This window comes from Rhodopseudomonas julia (assembly GCF_030813515.1).
GTDB classification, from domain to species: domain Bacteria; phylum Pseudomonadota; class Alphaproteobacteria; order Rhizobiales; family Afifellaceae; genus Afifella; species Afifella julia.
This window is the reverse complement of the sequence record NZ_JAUSUK010000002.1, coordinates 1,708,432-1,731,763: the sequence shown is the minus strand read 5'-3', so window position 1 is coordinate 1,731,763 and position 23,332 is coordinate 1,708,432. Positions and strand designations below refer to the sequence as shown.

Genomic DNA, 23,332 nt, shown 5'->3' with positions numbered 1-23,332 from the left:
GGTGTCTCGGCCCGAGCTGCCGGTCACCGCCTATTCCGACGTCGTCACCACCCCCCAGGGCAATCGCCCGACCTGAATGCTCTTGATCACTTCGCGATCGGCGACATCGATGACGGAAATGTCGTTGGAGATGCCGTTGGTCGAGAAAAGGAGGCTCTCGTCGGGCGAGAAGGCGAGCTGCCAGACCCGCTGCCCTACGAGTAGGTACTCCTCCACCTCATAGGTTTCGGCATTGACGATGGCGACGCGGTTCGCCGGGCCAAGCGCAACGAAGGCGGTTTTGTCGTCGCCGGTGATGCGCACCCCGACCGGCTGGATTGCTTCGGGCCGCAGGCCTGGAATGTCGAAGGTGATCTTGTGGGTCACCTCGTGGGCGGCCGTATCGATGACGCTGACCGTTCCGCCGATCTCGGCGGAGACCCAGACCTCCGAACCGTCGTGCTTGAACTCCGCGAAGCGCGGGCGGGAATCGACGAGCACGTTGTCGGTGATCTCGTGCGTTTCGGCGTCGATGAAATGGGCCATGCTCGTCGTTTCCGACGTGTTCACGATCACCGACCCATCCGGCGACACGCCCATGCCTTCGGGCTCCACGCCGACCGGGATTTCGCTGACGAGCGAACGCTCTTCGACGTTCACGACCGTGACGAGGTTGTCGTCCTCGTTGGCGATGTAGAGAAGGCGTCCGTCCGGATCGAGGACGAAGAGCTCGGGATCAGGGCCGGAGGGAAGCGTGGCGACGACCTTGTAGGTTTCGGCATCGATCATTTGCACGGTGTCGTCGTCGCTCGCGCACAGAAGCACGTATTTGCCGTCGTTGGTGATGGTGATGCCGCGCGGGCGCTGGCCGACGGGGACGGTCTCGATCACCTCCATGGAGGCACTGTCGAGCACCGTCATGGTGTTGTCGCCTTCGTTGGAAACGAAGATTTTATAGGCGAAAGCGGGCGCCGGCAGCGACAGCATCATCCCCGCGAGCGTGAGCCCGACAATGCTGCGAAGCGCCCTGCGGCCTCTTCCGTGACGGTCGTGCATCATAGCCGGCACCCGCTCTCGGGTCGGTCGTAGCCGAGCGTATCGAGTGTAGAGGTCTGATGCAGAAAGCCTTCCTGAGGCGAGACGGAGACGACCATGCGGCCATCGGCGAGCAGGATCGGCTGCCGGAGCTGCCAGTTCCAGTCGCGAAGTGTCAGCTTCTGCCCTTTGAAGGCCGCCACTTCAAAGCTCGGTCCCTTGATGAAATTGGCCATGGTCGCGGCATCGGTACTGGAACTGCGCGTCGCCGCCTCGCCGATCATCCTGACGGCCGTCCAGGCGTCCATATCCTTTGCCGTCATTTGCCGGTCATAGGCGGCGACGAAGCGGTTTTGAATCTGGATCCCGGCCCATTGGTCGTGGGCTGCCGACCAACTCGTGGGTTTCAACCCGGAGGTGCCGGCGACCGGCCGCGGATCCCAGGTGTGGTAGGGGACATAGGGCCCAAAAATCTCGCTCTCGTCGGCGACGACGACCACGTCGTGATCGGGTGCCGATTGGGTGAAGACGGCCATCTGGGCATCGACCTGAACGAGTCCGGAATCGGTGGTGCGGGCGCCGCCGGTGTCGGTGAAGACGCGTTTTTCCACGATCTTGGCGCCGAAGCGTTTCGCGGCCCGTTCGACAGCGGCCGCATAATCCTCGTCGGCGGCGTGTGAGCCGACGAGAAGGAAGAGACGCGTCCATTTCTTGGTGACGAGATATTGCACGAGCGCATCGGCGAGCATCGCCCGGCTCGGCGTCACGTGAATGAGATTGCCTCGGCAATCGGCTTCGCGCAGCCGATCGTCGGCGGCGCCGATATTGAAGACGAGCGTGTCCGTCTTCGCGGCCTCATCGGTGATGGCAAGAAGCGTGTCGGCGGGAAGATCCGCGACGACAAAACGGACGCCCTCGGCATTCATCTCGCCGAGGGCGTCCAGTGCCTGCTGCTGGTCGCTCACAGCGGCATCTTCAAGTTCGTATTTCTGACCGGTGAAACGGCCCGTCGTGTTGTTGTCTGTAATGGCAAGGCGCGCGCCGGCGATGCCGTCGTCCTCACGCGGACGCTCGCTCAAAGAAATGGGGAGCCAGTCCGGCAGGGGCGAGCGGAGATAGCCGATCGTCACTTCGCTGTCGGCATTCTCAGCGCCCGCCGCATCCTCTGCCGCAACGGGCGTGATGTCGCCAAACGCCAGAGTGAACGCGACGAGAGAAAGAGTCGCGAGGAGATTGCGCAGAATGTCGATCCGGATGAAGCACCCATTTGCCATGTCTCTACCTCACGTCATCTCGCGTTAGAGAGCAATTAAGCCAAGGTTAGAATGCGGAGAGAGCTCTGGCGCCACTTCGGTTTGTCGTGCCGTCGTGCTTCGAAACTGAGAAAGATATGGTTGCACACTTGCCGAGAAGAATTGAACGGGTAACATTCGTCCGGCGTCATGAAAGTTCGTAAAAAAGGCAAAGAAAAAAGGCGCGATAGGGAGGAAGCGGCACCTTCGTGCCGCCGCGACAGAGGGCCGGCATGCGGATATTTCCGCCGATGACGATCCGCACGCGCATCCTGGCGTTTCAGCTGATCGTCGGGACGGCCGTCATTGTCCTCATCGTCGCCGCTTTTCTGGCGATCCAGGCTTTTCACTTCCACCTGTCACGCGGCGCGCTCGCCCATCGCCAGCTTGCGGCCGTCACCGCTCTGGCGCGTGACGTCGATCATTATTCCAGGGCGCTCGCCGCGTTGCTGATGACGGGCAAGCCCGCGGCTGGCGAAGTGGTGCGCCTTCAAACCGGCATCGGGGCCGCGTTCGAGACGCTGTCGGAGACGACGCGCGACGAGACGGCCTTCCTCGGTTCACGCGGGGACGCGCATGGCCAGGCGGAGGAGGCGGTGCGGATCGGCCGCCTCAAAAGCCTCTATGACGACATGAACCGCCGCGGCGAAGCGCTTCTCGCCATGCAGAAGGTGGGGCAGGGCGAGGCCGCGGCCCGTGTTTTCTTCCGCACGATCGATCGGCGCGCAGACGAAGAATTCTCCGCACTCATCGATGCGGCCATGGCGGATGAGATCGCCGAGATCGAGATGGCCGACAGCGAGGCGCGCGAGCTTCTCGGCCGGCTCGGCTGGGGGATCGGGCTCGTCTCGGCGGTGCTTCTGTCGGCCGCACTGATTGCGGGCTATGTGCTGCATCGCTCGCTGGCGCGCCCGATCAGGAGGCTGAGCGCCGGGGCGGAAGCGATCGGGCGCGGCGAGCTCTCTTTCCGGCTCGGGCCGCTCGGCGATGACGAGATCGGCGTCTTCGCCCGCCGTTTCGACGATATGGCGACGCGCATCGAGGAGCAGCAGGCACAGTTGCTCCAGGCGCAAGCGGGCCTCGAGGCGGAGGTGGCGGCGCGCACGCGAGAGCTTGAAGGTGCGAATTCAGCACTTCGCGAACGCGACCGCTCGCGGGTCCGCTTCCTCGCCGATGTCAGCCACGAATTGCGGGCGCCCCTGACCGTTCTGCGTGGTGAGGCGGAGGTGACCTTGCGCTCAAAACCGCTGCAACTTGCCGATTGTCGAGAGGCGCTTATTCGCGTCGTCGAAGAGGCGGAGGCGATGGGGCGGCTGGTCGAGGATTTGATGGTGCTTGCCCGTTCCGAAACGGATGAGGTGGCTCTCGCCGCCGATCCCGTGGATCTGGCGGAAATCTTGGGAGACGCCGTGCGTGAGGCGGCGAGCCTTGCACGGCCGCGAGCAATTCGGATCGAGCCGGAGATCTCGGCCGCGCCGATCGTGATCGGCGACCGGTCGCGGCTGAAGCAGGTGCTGATGATCCTGCTCGACAATGCCGTGAAATATTCCGAGCACGGCGAAATTGTTCGTCTCCGCCTCGGCTACAGCGAGGGTGTGGCCGAGCTCGTTGTCGTCAATCGCAGCGGACCCATCGCCGAGGAAGAGCTGCCGCGTCTCTTCGACCGTTTTTATCGGGGTCGCGAAGCGGCGATGGCCGGTTCCGCCGGCAGCGGCCTCGGCCTCGCAATCGCACGGTGGCTGGTGGAGAAGCACGACGGCACGATCGCGCTCGGCCGCGACGGGCCCGACAGGCTCAAAGTCCTGCTGCGCCTGCCGGCAGCCGCGCTTGAGCTGGATACCACGGCTTCCGCGCTTGCGAATGAGGCGCGTGAGACGAACGATCGGACACCGGCCTATCTGCCGGCCGCAGAGTGAGCGCCATGCGTGAGGGATGTGGGTCGATGACCGAACGAAACAGGGAGCGAAGATCATGACGAGGCTTCTCCTGGTGGAGGACGATCCACGCATCTCCGGTTTCGTGCGTCGGGGGCTGAAAGCAGAAGGTTATGTGGTCGATCTCGCTGAAAGCGGCCGCGAGGCATTGGCTCTTGCCGCCGAGGCCGCCTATCCGCTGATTATCCTCGACCGCATGCTGCCGGGCGTCGACGGCATCGCGGTCTGCCGGGAGCTCAGAGCTCACGGCTCGCACAGCATGATCCTGATGCTGACGGCGAAAGACAGCTTAAAGGACAAGGTGGACGGGTTTTCGAGCGGCGCCGATGATTATCTCACCAAGCCCTTCGCCTTCGACGAGCTTGTGGTGCGGCTGCAGGCGCTTTTGCGCCGCGGACCGCATCTGGATGAGGAGCGACCGCTTATCGTCGGCGATCTGACGCTCGACCCGTCCGGCCATTCTGTGCGTCGCGGGGGGCGAGACATCGCGCTGACGGCGCGTGAATTCTCCCTTCTCCTCTATCTCATGCGGCATGCCGGTAAGGTGGTGAGCCGCACACGCCTCCTCGCCAATGTCTGGGGCTACAGCTTCGAGCCGGGCACCAAGACGGTCGATGTCTATATCCGCTATCTGCGGCGCAAGATCGACGAGGGCGAGGCTGAGCCTCTGATCCAGACTGTGCGCGGCTTCGGCTACAAGCTTGCTGCGGGCGGTGGCCTCGCAGCCTCCAAGGCGACTGCCCGAGAGCCGTCTCAATCTGTAGCGGGAGATGTCCGATGTCGCGCATGACGCTGTTCCGCCTGGCTCTTTGCGTTGTCTCCGTGCTCGCCGGCTTCTCGGCGGAGGCGGCGCCCTTAAAAATCGCAGTCTTCGATTTCGAGCTGGTCAACACCTCAACCGGCGACCCTCCTAATGCAGCCGAAAAGCAAAGGCTCGCGATGCTCTCCGATCGGCTGCGGGAGGCGCTCGGCGCCGACAAAACGTTTGCGGTCGTCGATATCGCTCCGGTCCGCGAGAGGGTTGCCGAGACGCGGCTGCAGGCTTGTGGCAATTGCGATCGCAGCTTCGCGGAGACGGTCGGCGCCGATCTCTCCATGGTCCCCGTCATTCACAAGATGTCGGAGCTGATCCTGAACATTTCGATCGCCGTGCGCGACGTGAAGACGGGCCGGATCATCGCCGGCTTCAATGCCGATATCCGTTCCAACACCGATCGTTCCTGGCAGAAGGGGCTCGATTGGCTCCTGGTGAATCGCATTCTGCCGAAAGACACGGCTCAATGACGGCAGTCATCCCGGCAGGAACGGCGGGTGCTGGTCTTACCGCGGACGATTTCTGCGATATTTACAATCGAGCGCCGCCGAGGCGACATCCGTCTGCATGCACCGAAGTGACCGTCGGAAGACGGATCCGAGGTTCCTCTATGGGAGGCGCCGGTACGAGAGGAGATGACATGGATGTCGTCGATCTGATCCTCGCCGTGTGTCTGGTGAACAACCCGAATACATGCCACGAAGAGCATCTCTACTACCAGTCGCGCAGCTCGCTGAAGACCTGCCTGTGGGAGGCGATGCCGACCATGGCGCAATGGGCGGGAGAGCATCCGAAATGGCGCATTGCCGGATTTCATTGCGCCTGGGTGAATGACAGAGAAGAGAAGATCTGAGCGATGGTGGTCCTGCGGGCGGTCTCGGCACAGAGCGATCTTCTCGGCGAGGCGCCTGCACAGTCTGAACGACAGGCCCTTCTCATCGAGAATCTCTCGTTTTCCTATCGCGACAAGCCGGTCCTCGACGATGTCGGCTTCGCGGTGGAGAAGGGGCGCTTCACGGCGCTTCTCGGTCCCAACGGCGCCGGCAAGACGACGCTCTTCTCGCTGATCACAAGGCTGCTTGAGACGTCCCTTGGGCGCATCCTGATTGCCGGCCGCGATACGCGGGAGGCTGGCGCGGCAGCACTTGCCTCGCTCGGCATCGTCTTTCAGCAGCCGACGCTCGACCTTGATCTCACTGTGCGTCAGAACCTGGCATATTTCGCGCGGCTGCGGGGGCTTTCGCTCAAGGAGGCGGGCAGGCGGATCGATCGCGAACTCACCCGCTTCGACATGGCTGAGCGCGCGCGCGAGACGGTGCGCTCGCTCAACGGGGGGCATCGGCGTCGTGTGGAGATTGCCCGCGCGCTCCTGCACGATCCCGACCTTCTCCTGCTCGACGAACCGACGGTCGGGCTCGATGCGCCCTCGCGCAAGGCGATCGTGAGCCATGTGCATGCGCTGGCGGGCGAGCGTGACGTCGGCATTTTATGGGCGACCCATCTGATCGACGAGATCCGCGAGGAGGATGCGCTCGTCATTCTCCATGAGGGCAGGGTGGTGGCACGCGGCATATCCGCGGATATCGTCGCGCGCTCAGGTCCCGGCTCTCTCGACACCACCTTCACAATGCTGACGACGCCGACGCGGGAGAGTTCTGCGGGAGAGCGGGCATGAGCGTCTACACCCGCGCCTTCACGGCGATCGTCTGGCGCGAGATCATGCGCTTCCTCTATCAGCGCGAACGCTTTCTCGCCGCTCTGGTGCGCCCGCTCGTCTGGCTGATCGTTTTCGCCGCTGGCTTCCGCGCCGTCCTCGGTATTTCGATCATCCCCCCCTACGAGACCTACATCACCTACGAGGTCTATATCGTGCCGGGACTTGTGGGCATGATTCAGCTCTTCAACGGCATGCAATCTTCGCTATCGATGGTCTACGACCGCGAGATGGGCTCCATGCGTGTGCTTCTCACGACGCCTTTGCCGCGCTGGTTTCTTCTGGTGGCGAAGTTGACAGCCGGGACCGCCGTCTCGCTCCTCCAGGTCTATACGTTCCTTCTGATCGCCTGGCTCTTCGGCATCGAATTCGATCCGCTCGGTTACGTTTTCATCCTGCCGGCGCTTGTCGTGAGCGGGCTGATGCTTGGCGCCGTCGGCATGTTCATTTCCTCGACAGTCAAGCAGTTGGAAAACTTCGCCGGGGTGATGAACTTCGTCATCTTTCCGGCCTTCTTCCTGTCTTCGGCGCTCTATCCCCTGTGGCATATGCGCGAGGCGAGCGTCGCGCTCTACAAGATCTCCGCCGCAAACCCTTTCACGCATGCGGTCGAACTCGTGCGTTTTGCGCTCTACGGCAAGCTCGAGCCCGCCTCGCTTGCCGTCGTCCTCGGCTGTCTGGCGGTTTTTCTGGTGCTTGCAATCTGGGGCTACAAGCCGGTGCATGGCATGGAGATACGCGCTCGGACGGCGCAGGCGTAGCGATGCGGATCACGTCAGTCTGGTGCAGTCACAGCTTGGCAGCGCCACGGATACTGCTAAGTTTATAGAAGAAGCCGGTGTCGCGTGCGCGCGGCGAAAAGAAACGACGGCAATGGGGAGGAGATGATGCGCCATCTAATCTTGGCGCTCGCGGTGTCATGCATTTTTTGTGTTGCCGGCGCTCGGGCGAGTGCGGCAGACGCAGAAATCGTGCGCGTCGGCGTCTTGAAATTCGGGACCGTCAACTGGGAGATTGACACCATTGTCGAAAACGGTTTCGACAAAAAGCATGGCTTCAGCCTGGAGCCGGTGGTGCTTGCCGGTAGCGATGCCGGCCGCATCGGCATCAACGCCGGCGAGGTGGATGTCATCGTCAGCGACTGGCTTTTCGTCTCCCGCCAGCGGGCGGAAGGCATCCCGCTGACCTTTGTGCCTTATTCGACATCGGTCGGCGCCATCATGGTGCCAGATGACAGCATCGCGAAGACGCTTGCAGACTTGAGGGGCAGTCGTGTCGGCGTTGCCGGCGGCCCGCTCGATAAGAACTGGCTTATGTTCCGGGCCCTCGCGCAAGACAGATACGGCTTCGACCTCGCCGAGGAGACGCAGCCCGCCTTCGCCGCACCGCCATTTCTCGCGGAGAAGTTGAGAGATGGCGAGCTCGCCGCTGCGTCGAACTTCTGGCACTACAACGCCCGGCTGGAGACGGAAGGCTACCGAGAGCTCGTGAGCGGTCAGGACGCCGCGAAAGCCTTCGGCGCGACCGGACCGATCTCGGCGATCGGCTATGTTTTCAACGAGGAATGGGCGGCCGAGCACAAGGACGCGATGCTCGGTTTCGTGGCCGCCTCGCATGAGGCGAAGGAGCTTCTCGGGACCTCGGACGCCGCCTGGGACAGGCTCCGTCCGAGCATGAATGCAGAAGACGACGCCATCTTCCGCAATCTGGTCAGACGCTACCGTGAGGGCATTCCGAGCCGGCCGATGGCCGAGGAGGAGGCCGATACCGAAAAGATCTATCGCAGGCTCGCAGCGATCGGCGGGGAGAAGCTGGTTGGCTCCGCGCAAACCTTGTCGCCCGGAACCTTCTGGTCGGTGCTGAAGGAGGGCGAGTGACCAAGGAGGGGCCAATCCCACCACAGGAGGAGCTCGTGGGCGCGAAGGTGCTTCCTTTTCATACCGCCTTACACGGTCAACTCGGCGTGCCCCATGCTGACAAAGTGGAGGATCATGCCTTTTCGGTTCGCATCGAGGCCAAACGCTTCAAGCGGGCAAATGGCGGAGAGGTCGAGGTTATCCGCGACCTGTCCTTCGTGCTGACGCCGCATACCTTCACCTGCCTTCTCGGCCCGTCAGGATGCGGTAAGACGACGACGCTGAAGATCATGCTGGGGCTCGACGCTGACTTCTCCGGTGCCGTTTCGCCGGCGCTCCAGCGCGCACGGTTTGCCGCCGTCTTCCAGGAGCCGCGGCTTTTGCCCTGGCGCAGCGTGGAGGACAACATCCGTCTCGCTCTGCCGCCTGAAATGGCGGAGAAGGACCTCACGCCGGTGCTTGATGCGGTGGAACTCAACGCCTTCCGCAGCGCCTATCCGTCCGAACTGTCGCTCGGCATGGCGCGCCGAGTGGCGCTGGCGCGCGCGTTTTCCGTCGAGCCGGAGATCCTGCTTCTCGATGAGCCCTTCGTATCGCTCGACGAGATGACGGCGAACCGGCTTCGCCACCTGCTTCTGGAACTTTGGCAGTCGCGGCCTGTCACGGTGCTCATGGTCACCCACAATATCCGTGAGGCGGCGCGGCTCGCCGACCGGCTGATCGTCCTCTCTCCGCCGCCCGCGCATGTCGCCGGCACCACCGAGATCTCTCTCCCTCATGCCGGCCGCAGCGGCGGGGCGCTTAGCCATCTTCTCGTCGATCTTGCCCACCGCTTTCCGAGCCTTGCGCTGGAGTGAACGAAACGGCTTAATTGCCTCGACAAAGGATGACGGGAGCGGCGCATGAGGTCCTTCCTCACGGGGCCGATCGGGCTGCGGGCGATCTCGATCGCAGTCTTCGTCGTCGTCTGGGTTCTGGCCTCCTATGCGTTCGGTCCGCGCCTTTGCCCGGGGCCGGTCAGCGTCTTTGCCTTCGCGGCAAAGGAGATCGCCTCGGGCGAACTGCCCTATCATCTTGCGATCACGCTTCTCCGGGTGATCGCCGCCTTTGCGATTGCCATGTCGATCGGTCTGGCGACCGGCCTCATGATGGGACGCAGTCGGATCGCCAACGACCTCGGCGAGCCATGGCTCATTCTGTTCCTCAATGCCCCGGCGCTCATCGTCATCGTGCTCGCCTATATTTGGATCGGCCTCAACGAGAGTGCGGCGATCCTGGCGGTGGCGCTCAACAAAATCCCGAACGCCACTGTCACCATCCGGGAAGGAGCGAGGGCGCTCGACACTCACCTTATGGAGATGGCACGCGTCTACGGCTTCGGACGAATGAAGACGCTGCGCCATGTCATTCTACCGCAATTGCAGCCCTATATCGCCGCGGCGAGCCGCTCCGGCCTGGCGTTGATCTGGAAAATCGTGCTCGTCGTCGAGCTTCTCGGCCGTTCCAACGGCATCGGCTTCCAGATCCACCTCTACTTCCAGGTCTTCGACGTGCGCGCCATCCTCGCTTACACGCTCGTTTTCGTCTGCATCATGCTCTTGATCGAGCTAGCCGTAGTGCAGCCGCTTGAGCGGCACGCCAACCGCTGGCGGCCCAAACCGGCGTGAGGCCGGCAAGTTCATTCTGCTTTCTTTGGAGTTCGCTTCGCCCGGGGCCCTGTCAGTTTTCCAGATATTTCTCCACCGCCTTCTGAAGGTGTTCGATCATGCTGTTGCGGAAGCGCGACCAGGGCAGCGTCTCCGACAGAAGCAGATTGATGGGCAGGGAGAGGACGGGTCGGAACGGTCGCCAGTCGACGTTTTCCGGCGCCATCAGCATGGCGAAGCGGTCGACGATGGCGACCCCCGTCCCCTGGGCCACCTGAACGGCCGCAACGATCGACATCGTCGCCTGGATGTCGACGCGTCGGGTCTCGTCGTACTGCAGGAAGGCCTCGTCGAGGAGCCCCCCGAAATGGTTCAAGGAGTTGAAGGAAATGAACGTCTCGTCGGCGAGGTCCGGCGGCGTGACGTGGGTGAGGGCCGAAAGGCGGTGCCCGCGCGGGAAGATGCAGATCATCTCCACCTGGCCGAGGCTCCTCATGGTGAGCGTGTGAAGATCCTGTGGTGACAGGCAAAGGCCGAGATCGACCTGATGGGAGCGCACCATCTCCGCAGTCTCGGCTCCCGGCAGGAGATGCGAGACGATCTTGACCCGCGGATTTGCCGCACGAAACGATGCGATCGCGCGCGGCACGATCGCGGCGGCGAGCGAGGAGGAGGCGGCGATGCGCAATACGCCGCCTGAGCCGGCGCGCAACTCCTCTGCAAGAAGCCGCAACGCTCCGAGATCACGGAAGACGCGGTCGGCGTCCGGAAAGAGCATCTCCGCCTGCGGCGTTGGATGAAGACGGCCGCGGATGCGCCGGAAGAGCCGGAGACCGAGTTGGTCCTCCATGTGATGGAGGATCTTGCTCACGGTCGGCTGCGACACGTTGAGAAGCTTGGCCGCGTCGGTGACGCTGCCTGTCTGCATGATCGTGCGAAAGACTTCGAGCTGGCGCGCGTTCATCGGTCTCTGGCCCGGCTTTGTTCCGCCAACCTATAGCCTCAGGCTATTGTTTGTCGACACATCGGAATTTGATCTCGTCTGTATCTCGCTCTTCAATCGCGACAACGAGACGCAGCGGTTTTGCATGTCATGGACGAACAGTCGCTCTTCCTTCGTGTCGCCGAGCCAGATCGTGAGATCGTGCCTTTCTTTCTGAACGGGCACCCAGCGAAGGCGCTGTCTGGAGACACCGTGCTGACGGCTCTCCTGACCCACGATGACCGAGTCCGTCTGAGCGAAATCCAGGAACAACCGCGGGCTGGCTTCTGCCTGATGGGGGCGTGTCAGGATTGCTGGATTTGGACTGAAGAGGGCAAAAGAGTCCGTGCCTGCTCCACGATGATCGAGCCGGAGATGCGGTTGAGGACGCGTTCGCCTTTCAAAGGGGCGCGCCCGGAATGAGCACGCCACGGGTTGTCGTGATCGGTGCCGGACCGGCCGGCACGCGCGCCGCGGAAATGCTGGTTGCCGCCGGATTGAAGCCGGTCGTTGTGGACGAGGCACCGAGGAGCGGCGGCCAGATCTATCGCCGTCAGCCGCAAGGTTTCAGGCGTCCCCCGGAAAAACTCTACGGGTTTGAGGCTGGCAAGGCTGCGCGTCTTCACGAAACCTTCGACCGTCTTCAAGACAAGATCGACTATCGGCCGAGGACGATGGTTTGGGGCACGGAGGGGCGCAATCTCCACCTTGCCGACGGCGACGGCCGCCAAGACGTCATCGGTTTCGACGCCCTCATCCTCGCCACCGGCGCCGTCGACCGCATCGTTCCCTTCGAGGGTTGGACGATGCCCGGTGTCTATACCTTAGGCGGCGCCCAGATCGCTCTCAAATACCAGGCCTGCCTGATCGGGAGGAACGTCGCCCTCGTCGGTTCCGGACCGCTCCTCTATCTCGTCGCCTACCAGTATCGCCGCGCCGGCGGGAACCTTGCCGGCATCTTCGATACGACGCCGCTCTCGCGCGAGCTTGCTGGTCTACCGAGAATGGCGGCAAATCCCGCCAACACGGCGAAGGGGCTCTACTATCTTGCCTGGCTGGCGGCACACGGCGTTCCCATGCTGCATGGCGTGGCGCCGCTCCGTGCGGAAGGCGAGGGGCGTGTCGCCCGCCTCGTTTTGCGCGATCGCGCGGGGCGGGAGCGGACTTTCGCCTGTGATGCGATCGCGGCCGGCTATCATGTCCAGTCGGAGACGCAGCTTGCCGATCTTCTCGGCTGCGATTTCGCTTTCGATGCCCGCGCCGGGCAATGGCTTCCGCGCCAGGACGAGATGGGTCGCTCTTCGGTGGCTGGCGTCTACCTCGCCGGCGACGGCGCCTTGGTGCGTGGAGCCGATACGGCGGAAGCGACCGGCGCCCTTGCCGCCCTGGCGTGCCTCCAGGATCAGGGCATGCCATTCGATGCTGCCGTGCGCGGTCAAGCGCTCAAGGCCATGCGGCGAGGTTCGGCCTTCGCGTCGGCGTTGCGTGATGCCTTCCCGTTTCCCGAGCATCTCTACGAGAACCTGGCCGATGAGACGATCCTGTGCCGATGCGAGGAGGTCTCGGTCGGCACGTTTCGCGCCACCTTGCGGGACAAGGGCGCCGATGAAGTCAATCGTGCAAAGGCCTTCTGCCGTGTCGGCATGGGGCGCTGCCAGGGGCGCATGTGCGGTGCTTCGGCGGCGCGCGTCGCCGCCCAAACGCTCGGTGTCGAACTCGCTTCCGTCGGACGTCTGCGCGGGCAGGCACCGGTGAAGCCGCTGCCTGCCGCCATTCAGACGGAGGCCGGCGAATGACGGACGCAACGAAATACGATGTGGTCATCGTCGGCGGCGGGCTGATGGGCGCGTCCGCAGCCTTCTTCCTGGCGACACGCCACAACGCCTCCGTGGCGCTCCTGGAGCGCGGGCGCGTCGGCGCTCAGGCGAGCGGCGTCAATTTCGGCAATGTGCGCCGCCAGGGACGCCCCTTCATCCAATTGCCGCTCGCGCATCATGCCCGTGATATCTGGGGGCGGCTGCCGGCATTGATCGGCGAAGATTGCGAATTCCTGCCGACCGGGCATTTGAAGATCGCCTTCGACGAGGAGTCGCTTGCTGCCCTTGAGGCCTACAACGCCGAAGCCCGGCACTGGAGCCTGTCGCTGACACTCGTCGGCGTGAACCGGCTGCGCGCGGAGTATCCGTTTCTCGGGTCCGGCGCTCTCGGCGCCTCTTTCTCACCCGAGGACGGACACGCCAATCCACGGCTCGTCGCGCCGGCATTCGGGCGGGCGGCGCGTCGGGCGGGGGCGCATATCCTCGAACAATGCGAAGTGATCGGCGCCACCCGCCAAGGCGAAGGCTTCATCATCGAGACGGCGGACGGGCGCATTCTGCGTGCCCCGATCCTCATCAACAGCGCCGGAGCGTGGAGCAATCGCTTCGCGGCTGGCTTTGGCGAATCCGTCCCGATGGAAGCCCGCGGCCCGCAGATGGGCGTGACGGAATCGCTTCCCTATTTCGTCTCGCCAGTGCTCGGGACGGGCGATTCCAGTTTCTACATGCGCCAGGTGAAGCGCGGCAGCGTCGTCTTCGGAGGTGGCGCTCATGTCGCGGTCGATCTGTCCGATCCGAGGCCGCGGCCGCGTCCCACCCATCTCCTCACACAGCTTCGTTCGCTTACGAGATTTCTCCCCTCGATGGCCGGCGTTCAGGTGGTGCGCACCTGGAGCGGCGTCGAAGGCTATCTCCCGGACAAGCTGCCGGCGCTCGGCTGGAGCGCGAAGGTTCCAGGTCTTCTGCACGCTTTCGGCTTCAGCGGCCACGGTTTCCAGCTCGGTCCAGGCGTCGGATCCGTCCTCGCCGATCTCGCCGCGACCGGCGACACGAAAGTCCCGATCGAGCCTTTCTCGATCCAAAGGTTCGCGGGCAACGGACCCGCGAAAACCTCGCCCGCAGCGCCCTCGTCGGGTGGCGCCCGGTGAGATCTCCTCACGAGCAAGAAAAAGGGGAACGATCGATGAAATGGATGAGGATGCTGGCCATCGCGGCCAGTACATTCTGCGCAGCTTTCGTTGCGGCGACGCCGCCGGCGGTTGCGCAACAGCGAGGCGGCACCATGGTGATCGCCTTGAGCGGCGAGCCGAGCGCACTCGTCGGCTTTCTACACACCGACACCGGCGGCCACAGCATTGCAGCCAACATCTTCAGCGGCCTCGTCGGGCTCAATGAAGATTTCGAACCGGTTCCCGAGCTCGCCCGTTCCTGGGAGGTCTCCGACGACGGTCTCACCTACACCTTCCATCTCGACCCGAATGCACGCTTCCACGACGGCGTGCCGGTGACGGCGGAGGATGTGGCCTTCACCTTCAACGATGTCGTCGCGAAGTATCATCCAAGCCGCGGCTCTTGGTGGCCGAACGTGGAATCGGCCACCGCGGAAGACGAGCACACCTTCGTCATGAAGTTGAAGAAGCCATTTCCGCCGCTTCTCACCCTTCTTGCCTACCAGCTGCGGAGTGGCGCGGAGATCCTGCCGAAGCATATCTACGAGGGCTCCGACCCGATGACCAATCCGGCCAACGAGCATCCGATCGGCAGTGGCGCATTCAAGTTCGTGGAATGGTCGAAAGGAAGCCATGTCGTTCTTGAACGCAACGACGATTACTTCATGGAAGGAAAGCCTTACCTTGATCGGCTGATCTTCCAGTTCATTCCTGATCCGAACACCCGCATCCTCGCTTTCGAACGCGGCGAGGTCGATTTCATCGACTATACGGCGGTACCCCACAACGAAGTGGCGCGGCTTGCCAAGGATCCGCGCTTCAAGCTTCTGACCGGCGCGGATGCCATCGCCGTGCAGGGCATGTGGCTTCTCAACGTCCGCAAGGGGCCCCTCGCCAAAAAGGAAGTGCGGCAGGCGCTCGCCTACGCCATCGATGTCAACGATATTTCCGAAAAGGCGCTCTTCGGAGCCGGCCGGCCCGCCCACAGCTTCCTCAACAGCAATCTGAAATGGGCCTTTAACGGCAGCTACGACGTCTACGACCGCGATGTCGAAAAGGCGAACCAGCTGCTCGATGAAGCCGGTTATCCGCGCGGCGGCGACGGCACTCGCTTCACCATCAACATCCTTTGGGCCGCAGGGCGCCCCTATGACGGCAAGTCGGCGGAGATCATCCGCGATCAGCTGCGCGACGTCGGCGTCAATGCCGATGTGAAGACCTACGACCGGCCGACCTTCATCGAGAAGGTCTTCGACCAGTGGGATTTCGATACGGCGATGCAGCTTTACAGCACCGGTCCCGATCCCGCGATCAGCGTCGTGACCCGCTATCACACCAAGCAGATCAACCATTCCCCCTTCACCAACGCCATGGGCTACTCCAACCCGGAGCTCGACAAGATCTTCGACGAAGACGCCTCGGAGGTGAGCGAAGAGAAGCGCAAGGAGAATTGGGACGAGGCGCAGAAGATCCTGATGCAGGATCTGCCGGCGATCCCCGTCTTCGAATTCCCCGACGGGCATCTCGCCAACGCCCGGCTGATGGACGCGGTGACCGGACCCTACGGTTACTTCCAGAGCCGGCATAACGCCTGGTTCAAGGATTGAGGCGCGGGCGGATCATGGTCGAGGCCACCTCCACTGCAATTGATGGCGATGCCGTCGCGACAGATGTCGCGGCGGCAGGGAAGGCGCGGGCCAAACGCGGCATCCGCTTTCGCTATGCCCGCTATGTCGTGCGGCGCCTTCTGCAGGCGGTGCCGATCATCGTTGTCATCGTGCTCATCAACTTCACGCTGATCCAGGCGGCGCCGGGAGATCCGGTCTATGCCTTGATCGGTCAAATGGAGACGACGCCGGAATACATCGCCCAGGTGCGCGAGGAGTTCGGCCTCGACGAGCCGCTGCCGCAGCAATTCCTTTCTTATATCGCCAAGATCGCCACCTTCGATCTCGGCTATTCCTTCCGTTTCCGTCAGGACGTGTCGGGCCTCATCTTCGAACGGGTGCCGGCGACCTTCCTCCTGATGGGTACGGCCCTCGTCATCAGCAGCATTCTCGGGATCGGTCTCGGCGTCATCGCGGGGCGTCGTCCCTTCGGCTGGACCGACAATGCGGCGACGATTTTCGCACTTGCCGGCTTTTCCATACCGGTCTTCTGGCTCGGCCAGCTCGTTTTGCTCGTCTTCGCGCTCAAGCTACCCTGGTTCCCCGTTCAGGGCATGGTGTCGCTTCGTGCCCCGAGCCACGGCTGGGGCTACATCGCCTCGGTGCTCCACCACCTGGTGCTGCCGGCAACGGTCTACGGCATCTATCATCTGACGCTCATCTTCCGCATGACGCGCATCAAGATGATGGACGTGCTGGTGCAGGACTTCATCACCACGGCACGGTCCAAAGGCGCGGGGGAGAGGCGGGTGCTCTTCGTGCACGCCCTGCCCAACGCCATCCTGCCGGTCATTACCGTCATCGGCTACAATTTCGGCTTCATGCTCGCCGGCTCCGTGCTCGTGGAAACGGTCTTCGGCTGGCCGGGCCTCGGACGCCTCATGTACGAGGCGATCAATGCCCGCGATTATCCGCTCCTTCTCGGCCTCTTCGTGGTGATTTCGCTCTTCGTGATCATCGCGAACGTCCTCACCGACATCATCTATGCGCTCATTGATCCGCGCATTCTCTACCGCTGAGAGGTGGCGATGACGATCGAGACATCCAGCTTCACTGTTGCCTCCCAGCCGAGCGGCCTGCGTATCTTCTTTCGCAACCGCGCTTCGGCAGTGGGCACGGTCCTCCTCGTTCTGCTCCTGCTCCTGGCCGTTCTCGGCCCGGTTCTGTCGCCCTACGATCCCTTGAGCGTGGGCGTCGGCGAGACGATGGCGCCGCCGTCACTCACCCACCTTTTCGGCACGGACGAGCTCGGGCGCGACATCTTCAGCCGGGCGAGCCTCGGCGTCGGCGTATCGCTGTTCGTCGGCTTCGTCGCAGCCGCCATGTCGAGCACCATCGCCATTCTGATCGGCTGCATCTCCGGCTATTTCGGTGCCTTCGTCGACGACGTCCTGATGCGCATGACGGAGATCTTTCAGGTCATCCCGCGCTTCTTTCTGGCGATCCTGCTCGTTGCCTTCTTCGGGGCGAGCATCGTCAACATCGTCATTGCCATCGGCCTCCTGAGCTGGCCGGAGAGTGCGCGCGTCATTCGTGCCGAGGTGATGAGCCTGAAGAACCGGCAATACGTCTCCTCCGCCCGCATCGCAGGGGCGAGCACCGCGAGCATCATCTTCGGCGAGATCCTTCCGAATGCGCTCGGCCCGGTCATCGTCAACGCCACGCTGCAGGTGGGCCAGGCAATGCTTCTGGAAGCGGGTCTGAGCTATCTCGGCCTCGGTGATCCGAACCGCATCAGCCTTGGACTGATGCTGCATCAATCCCAGGAGATCATGCGCACGGCTTGGTGGGCCACGGCGCTGCCGGGAAGCCTGATCTTCTTCGCCGTCCTCGCCGCCAATCTCGTCGGCGATGGCCTCAACGATCTTTTCAATCCCCGTGCGCGAGCGAGGTGAGCCGTGACCGACGTCCTTCGCATCGATGATTTGAGCATGCATCTGGAAACCGAACTCGGCACGGTTCGTGCAGTTGAAAACCTCTCGCTCCGCGTGGACGAGGGAGAGGCGGTGGCTCTCGTGGGTGAATCGGGCTGCGGCAAGTCGATGACCGCGCTCTCCATCATGCGCCTTCTGCCACCTTATGCGCGCTTCCGCTCCGGCTCGATCCGAGTGGCAGGCCAAGACCTGGTGACGGTGTCCGAACGCGCCATGCGCCAGATCCGCGGCGGCACGATCGGAATGATTTTTCAGGATCCGCTGACTTTCCTCAATCCACTGAGGCAGGTAGGTGAGCAGATCGCAGAGGCGGTCAGACTGCACACCGGAGCGGGCCGGGCAGAAGCCGATGCGCAAGCGCTCGAGGCTCTGCGCCGCGTGCGCATCGCCGATGCTGAGAACGTCGTGCACAATTACCCGCACCAGCTCTCCGGCGGCATGCGCCAGCGCGTCCTGATCGCGATCGCCGTTGCATGCCGGCCGTCGCTCCTCATCTGCGATGAGCCGACGACGGCGCTCGACGTGACCATCCAGGCGCAGATCATGGAGTTGATCGACAATCTGCGGCATGAACTCGGCACGGCGGTCTTGCTCATCACGCACGATCTCGGCCTCGTGGCGCAATATTGCAGCCGGGTCTACGTCATGTATGCCGGGCAGGTGGTGGAGGATGCCGGGGTCCGGGAGATCTTCCAGCACCCGCGCCATCCCTACACGCAGGCGCTCCTTCAATCGTCTCTGCGACCGGACCGGGTGAGCGAGGATTTCGCCGTCATCGATGGTCAGCCACCGCAGCTTCTGGCGCCGCCACCCGGCTGTCGGTTCCATCCGCGCTGCCCCCGCGCATTCGATCCTTGCCCCTCTGCGGTGCCCGGGCTCGATCGGGCGGGAGAGGGCCGGGCGATGGTCCGTTGTCACCTGGAGGAGGCGCATCAATGACCAACGCTCTCCTGACGATCCACGAACTCAAAGTCCATTACGAGACGAGTGGCGGCCTGTTCAGTGCGGGCAGCCTGCCCGTGCGGGCCGTCGATGGCGTGAGCCTCGAATTGAAACGGGGCGAGCTTCTCGCTCTCGTCGGGGAATCCGGCTGCGGCAAGTCGACGATCGCGCGCACGCTCGTGGGCCTCACCGAACCGACCGCCGGCGACATCATCTATTCGGGGCGCAACGTCGGCAATTTCAATGCGCAGGAGCGTCAGAATTTCCGTCGTTCCGTGCAGATGGTCTTCCAGGACCCCTTCGATTCCCTGAACCCGCGCAAAACGGTCTTCTCGACGATCGCGCAGCCCTTGCGCATCCACAAGATCGTGCCACGCAAAGAACTGAAGGCCGAGGTTATCCGGCTGCTCAATGCCGTCGGGCTGTCGCCTGCCGAAGCCTATCTTGGCCGCTATCCGCATCAATTCAGCGGTGGCCAGAGGCAACGCATCTGCATCGCTCGGGCCATCGCCTCGCGGCCGAAGGTCATCATCGCCGACGAGGCGGTGTCCGCGCTCGACGTGTCCATCCGGGCGCAAATCCTGACGCTGTTCCGCAAGCTGACGCGGGAGCTTGATCTCGCCTCGATCTTCATCACCCACGATCTCAGTGTCGTACGCTCGCTCTGCGAAACCGTCGCCGTGATGTATCTCGGACAGGTCGTCGAGCGCGGTCCGACGGAGAGGGTTTTCACCCGGCCGCAGCACCCCTACACACGCGCCCTCCTGCAGGCGAGCCCGATCGCCGATCCGGATGTGGCGCGTTCCCGGCAGGGTTTTCTGCTCGAAGGCGACGTGCCGTCGCCGGCCAATCCGCCTGCGGGCTGTCGTTTCCATACGCGTTGCCCGATCGCGCAGCCGAAATGTGCGGCCGAGCCCCCGGTATTGCGATCCGTCTCCGGAGTAGAGGCAGCCTGCCATTTTCCGGAAGGTTGGCGTCAGACCGAAAAAGTCTCGCAGGCAGAGGAGGCGGTGCAGTGAGGACGACGGCGCGCCTCGGCGAATGGGCCGCGGAGACCTCTCGCGACTGGCCGGACCCCTGTCTGAGAGAGGCGAGGCTCTGCCTGATCGATACGATCGGCTGCATGCTTGCCGGATCTGTCGAGCCGGCGAGCGAGAAGGTCGTGACGACGGTTGCCGCCTGGGGAACGGGCGAAGCGACCGTCCTCGGAGAAACGAGGCGCTTGCCGCCTCCCTTTGCCGCCTTTGCCAACGGAACGGCCGCGCACGCGCTCGATTACGATGACGTTCTCGACCCGGCGATGGCGCATCCGAGCGCGCCGCTGACGGCGGCGCTCCTCGCGCTTGCCGAGGAGGAAGATCGGTCCTGGGACGAATGTCTTGACGCGTTCCTGGTCGGCTTCGAGGTGATGGCACGGCTCGGCGAGGCGATGAACCTCGCGCATTACAACAATGGCTGGCACAGCACGCTTTCGCTCGGAGCGCCCGCGACGGCTGCTGCGGTTGCCCGGCTGATCGGTCTCAATGCGGCGCAGACGGCCTCGGCGATCAGCCTTGCAACCAGCATGGCCGGGGGCTCCAAACAGCAGTTCGGCACAATGGCTAAGCCCATTCATGCAGGCCTTGCCGCGAAAAACGGTTTCATGGCTGCGCGGCTGGCGCAGAGCGGCGTGACGGCGGCGGAGGAAGCTATCGACGGGCCGTGGGGCATCGTCGCCATGACGGCGGGCGAGGCGGCGCCGGGCACCAGGGTGATTGACGAAAAACTTGGCGGACAGCCTGCGATCTCGGAGTATGGCGCCTGGCGCAAACTCTACCCGTGCTGCGGGAGTACTCACCGCCCGATCGATGCGCTTCTTGCCATGCGCGCGGAGGAGGGGCTGGCGGCCGAGGATGTCGTCGAGGTTGAGGCGGTCGTCTCGTTCGCAGCAGCCACCAATCTCCGCTACCGGCTGCCGCAGAATGTGGCCGAGGCGCGCTTCAGCCTGCCCTACTGCGCGGCGGCGGCACTGATCGACGGCCGGGTCGATACGAGGACATTTACGGCCGAGGCGATCCGACGAAACGACGTCCTGGCCCTTGCCGAACGGGTGACGGTGACGCGGGACGCGGCGCTTTCGGGGACGGGTGCCGTGTCTGAAACGCCCGAACGGGCGCGCGTGCGGGTGACGAAGAGAGGCGGGGGCATGTGTGAGCGCGTCGTCTCGGTTCCGACGGGCCACCCGCAGCAGCCTCTGAGCGAAGACGCTCTCAAGACGAAATTCCTTGCCTGTGCGGCGCGCTCGGCGCTCGCGGTGGACACCGAGGCGATCTGGCGCGCCGTGCACGGTCCTCCGGGCGTGGGGCGCGTCGCGGAGATGATGAGGCACATCCAAGTGCATCACTGACAGCGCGCCAAACGAGAAACTCAAGATGGATGCCGACCAGAGCGCCGGTCTGCCGAAGGGCGGGCGGCGAAGGGACCGGCTTTGACGACAAGGAGACGTAACGATGAGCTATCGAGTCGGTGTCGATATCGGCGGGACCTTCATCGATTTCTGCTTTTTCAACGAGCAGACGGACGACATTTTCACCCTCAAAGTTCTCACCACGCCTTCGAAGCCGGGTTCGGAGGTTATGGAAGGGCTTAAGATCGCGCAAAGCCGCCATGGCATCGAGCCCTCCGAGATCACGAGCTTCGTCCACGGCACGACCGTCGGCGTGAACACTCTGATCCAGGGGGTCGGCGCGCGCCTTGCGCTCTTCGCCACCGAGAATTTCGAAGACGTTCTCGAGCTGGCGCGCCTGCGCATGCCGGAGACCTACAATCTGCAATCCTCTCGCCCGGACCCGCTCGTGGCGAAAGACCTCGTCTTCTCCATCCGCGAGCGCATGCGCAGCGACGGCAAGGTGTTGCGGGCGCTCGATCGCGACAGCGTTGTGGAAGCGGTCGCGCGCGCCAGGGAGAAAGGGGCGGAGGGCATCATCGTCGCCCTCATCAACGCGTATCGCAACGCCGATCACGAACGCGAAGTGGTGCGCATCGTGCGAGAGGTGGCGCCGGAGCTCTTCGTCTTCGCCTCCACCGACATCTGGCCGGTGATCCGCGAATATGAGCGCACCACGACGGCCGTCATCAATGGCTACGTGCATCCGCGCGTCGCCCATTACATCTCCTCGCTACAAGCGGCCCTGCGCGAGCATGCGGTACAGCCGGAACCGCTGGTGACCAAGTCGAACGGTGGCATCATGAATGCCGAGCTCGGCAAGGAGAACTGCGTCAGCATGCTGCTCTCCGGCACGGCTTCGGGCGTCATGGGCGGTGCCTTCGTCGCAAGTCGAGCCGGTTGCTCCGATGCGCTCACCATCGATATCGGCGGCACCAGTGCCGACGTTGCGGTGATCATCGACGGCAAGCCGCAATTCGCCGCCGGCGAGAAGGTGGGGCCGCATTCTCTCTACGTTCCCGCAGTCGCGGTTTCCTCGATCGGAGAAGGCGGCGGCTCTGTCGCCTGGGTCGATGATTTCGGCGTCCTCAAGGTCGGACCGGAAAGTGCCGGTTCCGATCCAGGCCCTGCCTGCTACGGGCGCGGCGGCACGAAGCCGACGATCACGGATGCTTTCGCCGTTTGCGGCCTGATCGGCCATGACAGCCTCGCCTATGGCAGCATCTCCATCGACGTGGACAAGGCGCGTGCCGCTGTCGGCACGATCGCGGAGAAGCTCGGCTGGAGCCTGAAAGCGACGGCGCAGGCGATCATCAACGTCGCGATCTCCGGCATGTATCTGGAGATCAACAAGCTGATCGCCCGCCATGGCATCGATGTCCGAAGCTTCACGCTCGTTGCCTTCGGCGGTGCGGGTCCGATGCTGGCGCCCATGCTGGCGCTCGAGCTTGGCATTCGCCAGGTCCTCGTGCCGACCACGCCCGGTGTCGTCAGCGCACTCGGCGGCCTCGTCTCCGACATCCGCAACGACTTTATCTCCAGCCATTATCTGACCGTGGCGTCGAACAATATGGAGGCGATCCGCGCGGGATTTGAGGAGCTGAAGCGCGAGGCGCTCCTATGGCTGCGCGAGGAACAAAAGTTCAAAGGCGAGCCGACTTTTCTTCTCTCCGCCGACATGAATTACGCCGGCCAATCCTTCGAGATCGAAACCGACCTTGAGGCAGACTGGCTCGAGGGGGAGGAGGTGACGGCGATCATCGACGCCTTCCACGCCCGCCATGTGCAGCTCTACGACTTCCATGACGCCGATGCGGAGGTGAACATCGTCAATCTGCGTCTCGTCGTGACGGCTGCCGGCCCGCGTCCGGAACTGAAGAGTGTGCCGGTCGTCCGGGCACCCGCTGAGCCGGCCCGTTACGTCCCGGCAACCTTCGCCGACAAGACGGTGCAGGCCGGCCTCTATCTCCGTCACGATCTCGCTCCGGGACATTTCTTCGAAGGTCCCGCGATCGTCCTCCAGTCCGACAGCACGACCTGCATTCCGGAAGGCTTTTCAGCCTCCGTCGACGGCTTCGGCAACATCATGCTGCAGGCGACTGCGGAAAAGACCCTCATCTGATTGG

Annotated in this window: 22 protein-coding genes; 19 read left to right on the top strand and 3 right to left on the bottom strand. The window is 63.5% G+C overall.

Going from position 1 to position 23,332, the window contains the following annotated elements; translation table 11 throughout:
• Positions 1–30 precede the first annotated feature (30 nt).
• Both J2R99_RS17355 and J2R99_RS17350 read right to left on the bottom strand, forming a co-directional pair.
• Positions 31–1,038 (bottom strand): YVTN family beta-propeller repeat protein, encoded by a 1,008-nt coding sequence (locus J2R99_RS17355; protein WP_370872407.1) that lies wholly within the window; start codon positions 1,036–1,038, stop codon positions 31–33.
• Entirely contained in the window at positions 1,035–2,288 is a 1,254-nt protein-coding gene (locus J2R99_RS17350; protein ID WP_307155605.1) for a lanthanide ABC transporter ABC transporter substrate-binding protein PedA1, read from the bottom strand. The genes J2R99_RS17355 and J2R99_RS17350 overlap by 4 nt, the downstream gene beginning before the upstream one ends.
• Before the next feature lie 251 nt (positions 2,289–2,539).
• Between J2R99_RS17350 and J2R99_RS17345 the strand changes: the two genes are divergently transcribed.
• The 9 genes from J2R99_RS17345 (at position 2,540) to J2R99_RS17305 (ending at position 10,291) form a co-directional block, all read left to right on the top strand.
• The gene (locus tag J2R99_RS17345) at positions 2,540–4,222 is read left to right on the top strand and encodes a sensor histidine kinase (RefSeq protein ID WP_307155604.1); all 1,683 of its coding nucleotides are present in this window, start codon (positions 2,540–2,542) and stop codon (positions 4,220–4,222) included.
• A 55-nt stretch (positions 4,223–4,277) separates the two neighbouring features.
• The gene (locus tag J2R99_RS17340; RefSeq protein WP_307155603.1) at positions 4,278–5,030 is read left to right on the top strand and encodes a response regulator transcription factor; all 753 of its coding nucleotides are present in this window, start codon (positions 4,278–4,280) and stop codon (positions 5,028–5,030) included.
• Entirely contained in the window at positions 5,018–5,524 is a 507-nt protein-coding gene (locus J2R99_RS17335) for a DUF3280 domain-containing protein (RefSeq protein WP_307155602.1), read from the top strand. The genes J2R99_RS17340 and J2R99_RS17335 overlap by 13 nt, the downstream gene beginning before the upstream one ends.
• Before the next feature lie 170 nt (positions 5,525–5,694).
• Positions 5,695–5,907 (top strand): hypothetical protein, encoded by a 213-nt coding sequence (locus J2R99_RS17330; RefSeq protein ID WP_307155601.1) that lies wholly within the window; start codon positions 5,695–5,697, stop codon positions 5,905–5,907.
• Between the two features lie 3 nt (positions 5,908–5,910).
• On the top strand, positions 5,911–6,729 hold the full coding sequence (locus J2R99_RS17325; protein WP_307155600.1) for a lanthanide ABC transporter ATP-binding protein PedB/LutE: 819 nt from the start codon (positions 5,911–5,913) through the stop codon (positions 6,727–6,729).
• Complete coding sequence (locus J2R99_RS17320) at positions 6,726–7,529, top strand: lanthanide ABC transporter permease protein PedC (protein WP_307155599.1); 804 nt, start codon at positions 6,726–6,728, stop codon at positions 7,527–7,529. The genes J2R99_RS17325 and J2R99_RS17320 overlap by 4 nt, the downstream gene beginning before the upstream one ends.
• 123 nt (positions 7,530–7,652) lie before the next feature.
• Entirely contained in the window at positions 7,653–8,645 is a 993-nt protein-coding gene (locus J2R99_RS17315) for an ABC transporter substrate-binding protein (protein WP_307155598.1), read from the top strand.
• Positions 8,642–9,481, top strand: coding sequence for an ABC transporter ATP-binding protein (locus tag J2R99_RS17310; RefSeq protein ID WP_307155597.1), 840 nt, complete (start codon positions 8,642–8,644; stop codon positions 9,479–9,481). The genes J2R99_RS17315 and J2R99_RS17310 overlap by 4 nt, the downstream gene beginning before the upstream one ends.
• A 45-nt stretch (positions 9,482–9,526) precedes the next feature.
• Positions 9,527–10,291: an ABC transporter permease gene (locus J2R99_RS17305; RefSeq protein WP_307155596.1), complete on the top strand. Its 765-nt coding sequence runs from the start codon at positions 9,527–9,529 to the stop codon at positions 10,289–10,291.
• 52 nt (positions 10,292–10,343) lie between these two features.
• Here J2R99_RS17305 and J2R99_RS17300 read toward each other — a convergent pair whose 3' ends face one another.
• Positions 10,344–11,234, bottom strand: coding sequence for a LysR substrate-binding domain-containing protein (locus J2R99_RS17300; protein WP_307155595.1), 891 nt, complete (start codon positions 11,232–11,234; stop codon positions 10,344–10,346).
• Between the two features lie 129 nt (positions 11,235–11,363).
• Here J2R99_RS17300 and J2R99_RS17295 point away from each other — a divergent pair, with 129 nt between their 5' ends.
• The 10 genes from J2R99_RS17295 to J2R99_RS17250 all read left to right on the top strand — a co-directional run bounded on the left by J2R99_RS17295 (position 11,364) and on the right by J2R99_RS17250 (position 23,328).
• Complete coding sequence (locus J2R99_RS17295; RefSeq protein ID WP_307155594.1) at positions 11,364–11,675, top strand: (2Fe-2S)-binding protein; 312 nt, start codon at positions 11,364–11,366, stop codon at positions 11,673–11,675.
• Positions 11,672–13,048 carry an FAD/NAD(P)-dependent oxidoreductase gene (locus tag J2R99_RS17290; RefSeq protein WP_307155593.1) on the top strand — a complete coding sequence of 459 codons (1,377 nt, stop codon included), beginning with the start codon at positions 11,672–11,674 and terminating at the stop codon, positions 13,046–13,048. Before J2R99_RS17295 ends, J2R99_RS17290 begins: the two co-directional genes overlap by 4 nt.
• Complete coding sequence (locus J2R99_RS17285; protein ID WP_307155592.1) at positions 13,045–14,217, top strand: NAD(P)/FAD-dependent oxidoreductase; 1,173 nt, start codon at positions 13,045–13,047, stop codon at positions 14,215–14,217. Before J2R99_RS17290 ends, J2R99_RS17285 begins: the two co-directional genes overlap by 4 nt.
• Positions 14,218–14,252: 35 nt before the next feature.
• Complete coding sequence (locus J2R99_RS17280) at positions 14,253–15,845, top strand: ABC transporter substrate-binding protein (protein ID WP_307155591.1); 1,593 nt, start codon at positions 14,253–14,255, stop codon at positions 15,843–15,845.
• A gap of 14 nt (positions 15,846–15,859) precedes the next feature.
• Complete coding sequence (locus J2R99_RS17275; protein WP_307155590.1) at positions 15,860–16,924, top strand: ABC transporter permease; 1,065 nt, start codon at positions 15,860–15,862, stop codon at positions 16,922–16,924.
• A gap of 9 nt (positions 16,925–16,933) precedes the next feature.
• Entirely contained in the window at positions 16,934–17,800 is an 867-nt protein-coding gene (locus J2R99_RS17270) for an ABC transporter permease (RefSeq protein WP_307155589.1), read from the top strand.
• A 3-nt stretch (positions 17,801–17,803) separates the two neighbouring features.
• Positions 17,804–18,778, top strand: coding sequence for an ABC transporter ATP-binding protein (locus tag J2R99_RS17265; RefSeq protein WP_307155588.1), 975 nt, complete (start codon positions 17,804–17,806; stop codon positions 18,776–18,778).
• Positions 18,775–19,800, top strand: a complete 1,026-nt coding sequence (locus tag J2R99_RS17260) for an ABC transporter ATP-binding protein (RefSeq protein WP_307155587.1) — start codon at positions 18,775–18,777, stop codon at positions 19,798–19,800. The genes J2R99_RS17265 and J2R99_RS17260 overlap by 4 nt, the downstream gene beginning before the upstream one ends.
• Positions 19,797–21,167, top strand: coding sequence for an MmgE/PrpD family protein (locus J2R99_RS17255; RefSeq protein WP_307155586.1), 1,371 nt, complete (start codon positions 19,797–19,799; stop codon positions 21,165–21,167). Before J2R99_RS17260 ends, J2R99_RS17255 begins: the two co-directional genes overlap by 4 nt.
• A 103-nt stretch (positions 21,168–21,270) precedes the next feature.
• Positions 21,271–23,328, top strand: a complete 2,058-nt coding sequence (locus J2R99_RS17250; protein WP_307155585.1) for a hydantoinase/oxoprolinase family protein — start codon at positions 21,271–21,273, stop codon at positions 23,326–23,328.
• Positions 23,329–23,332 lie beyond the last annotated feature (4 nt).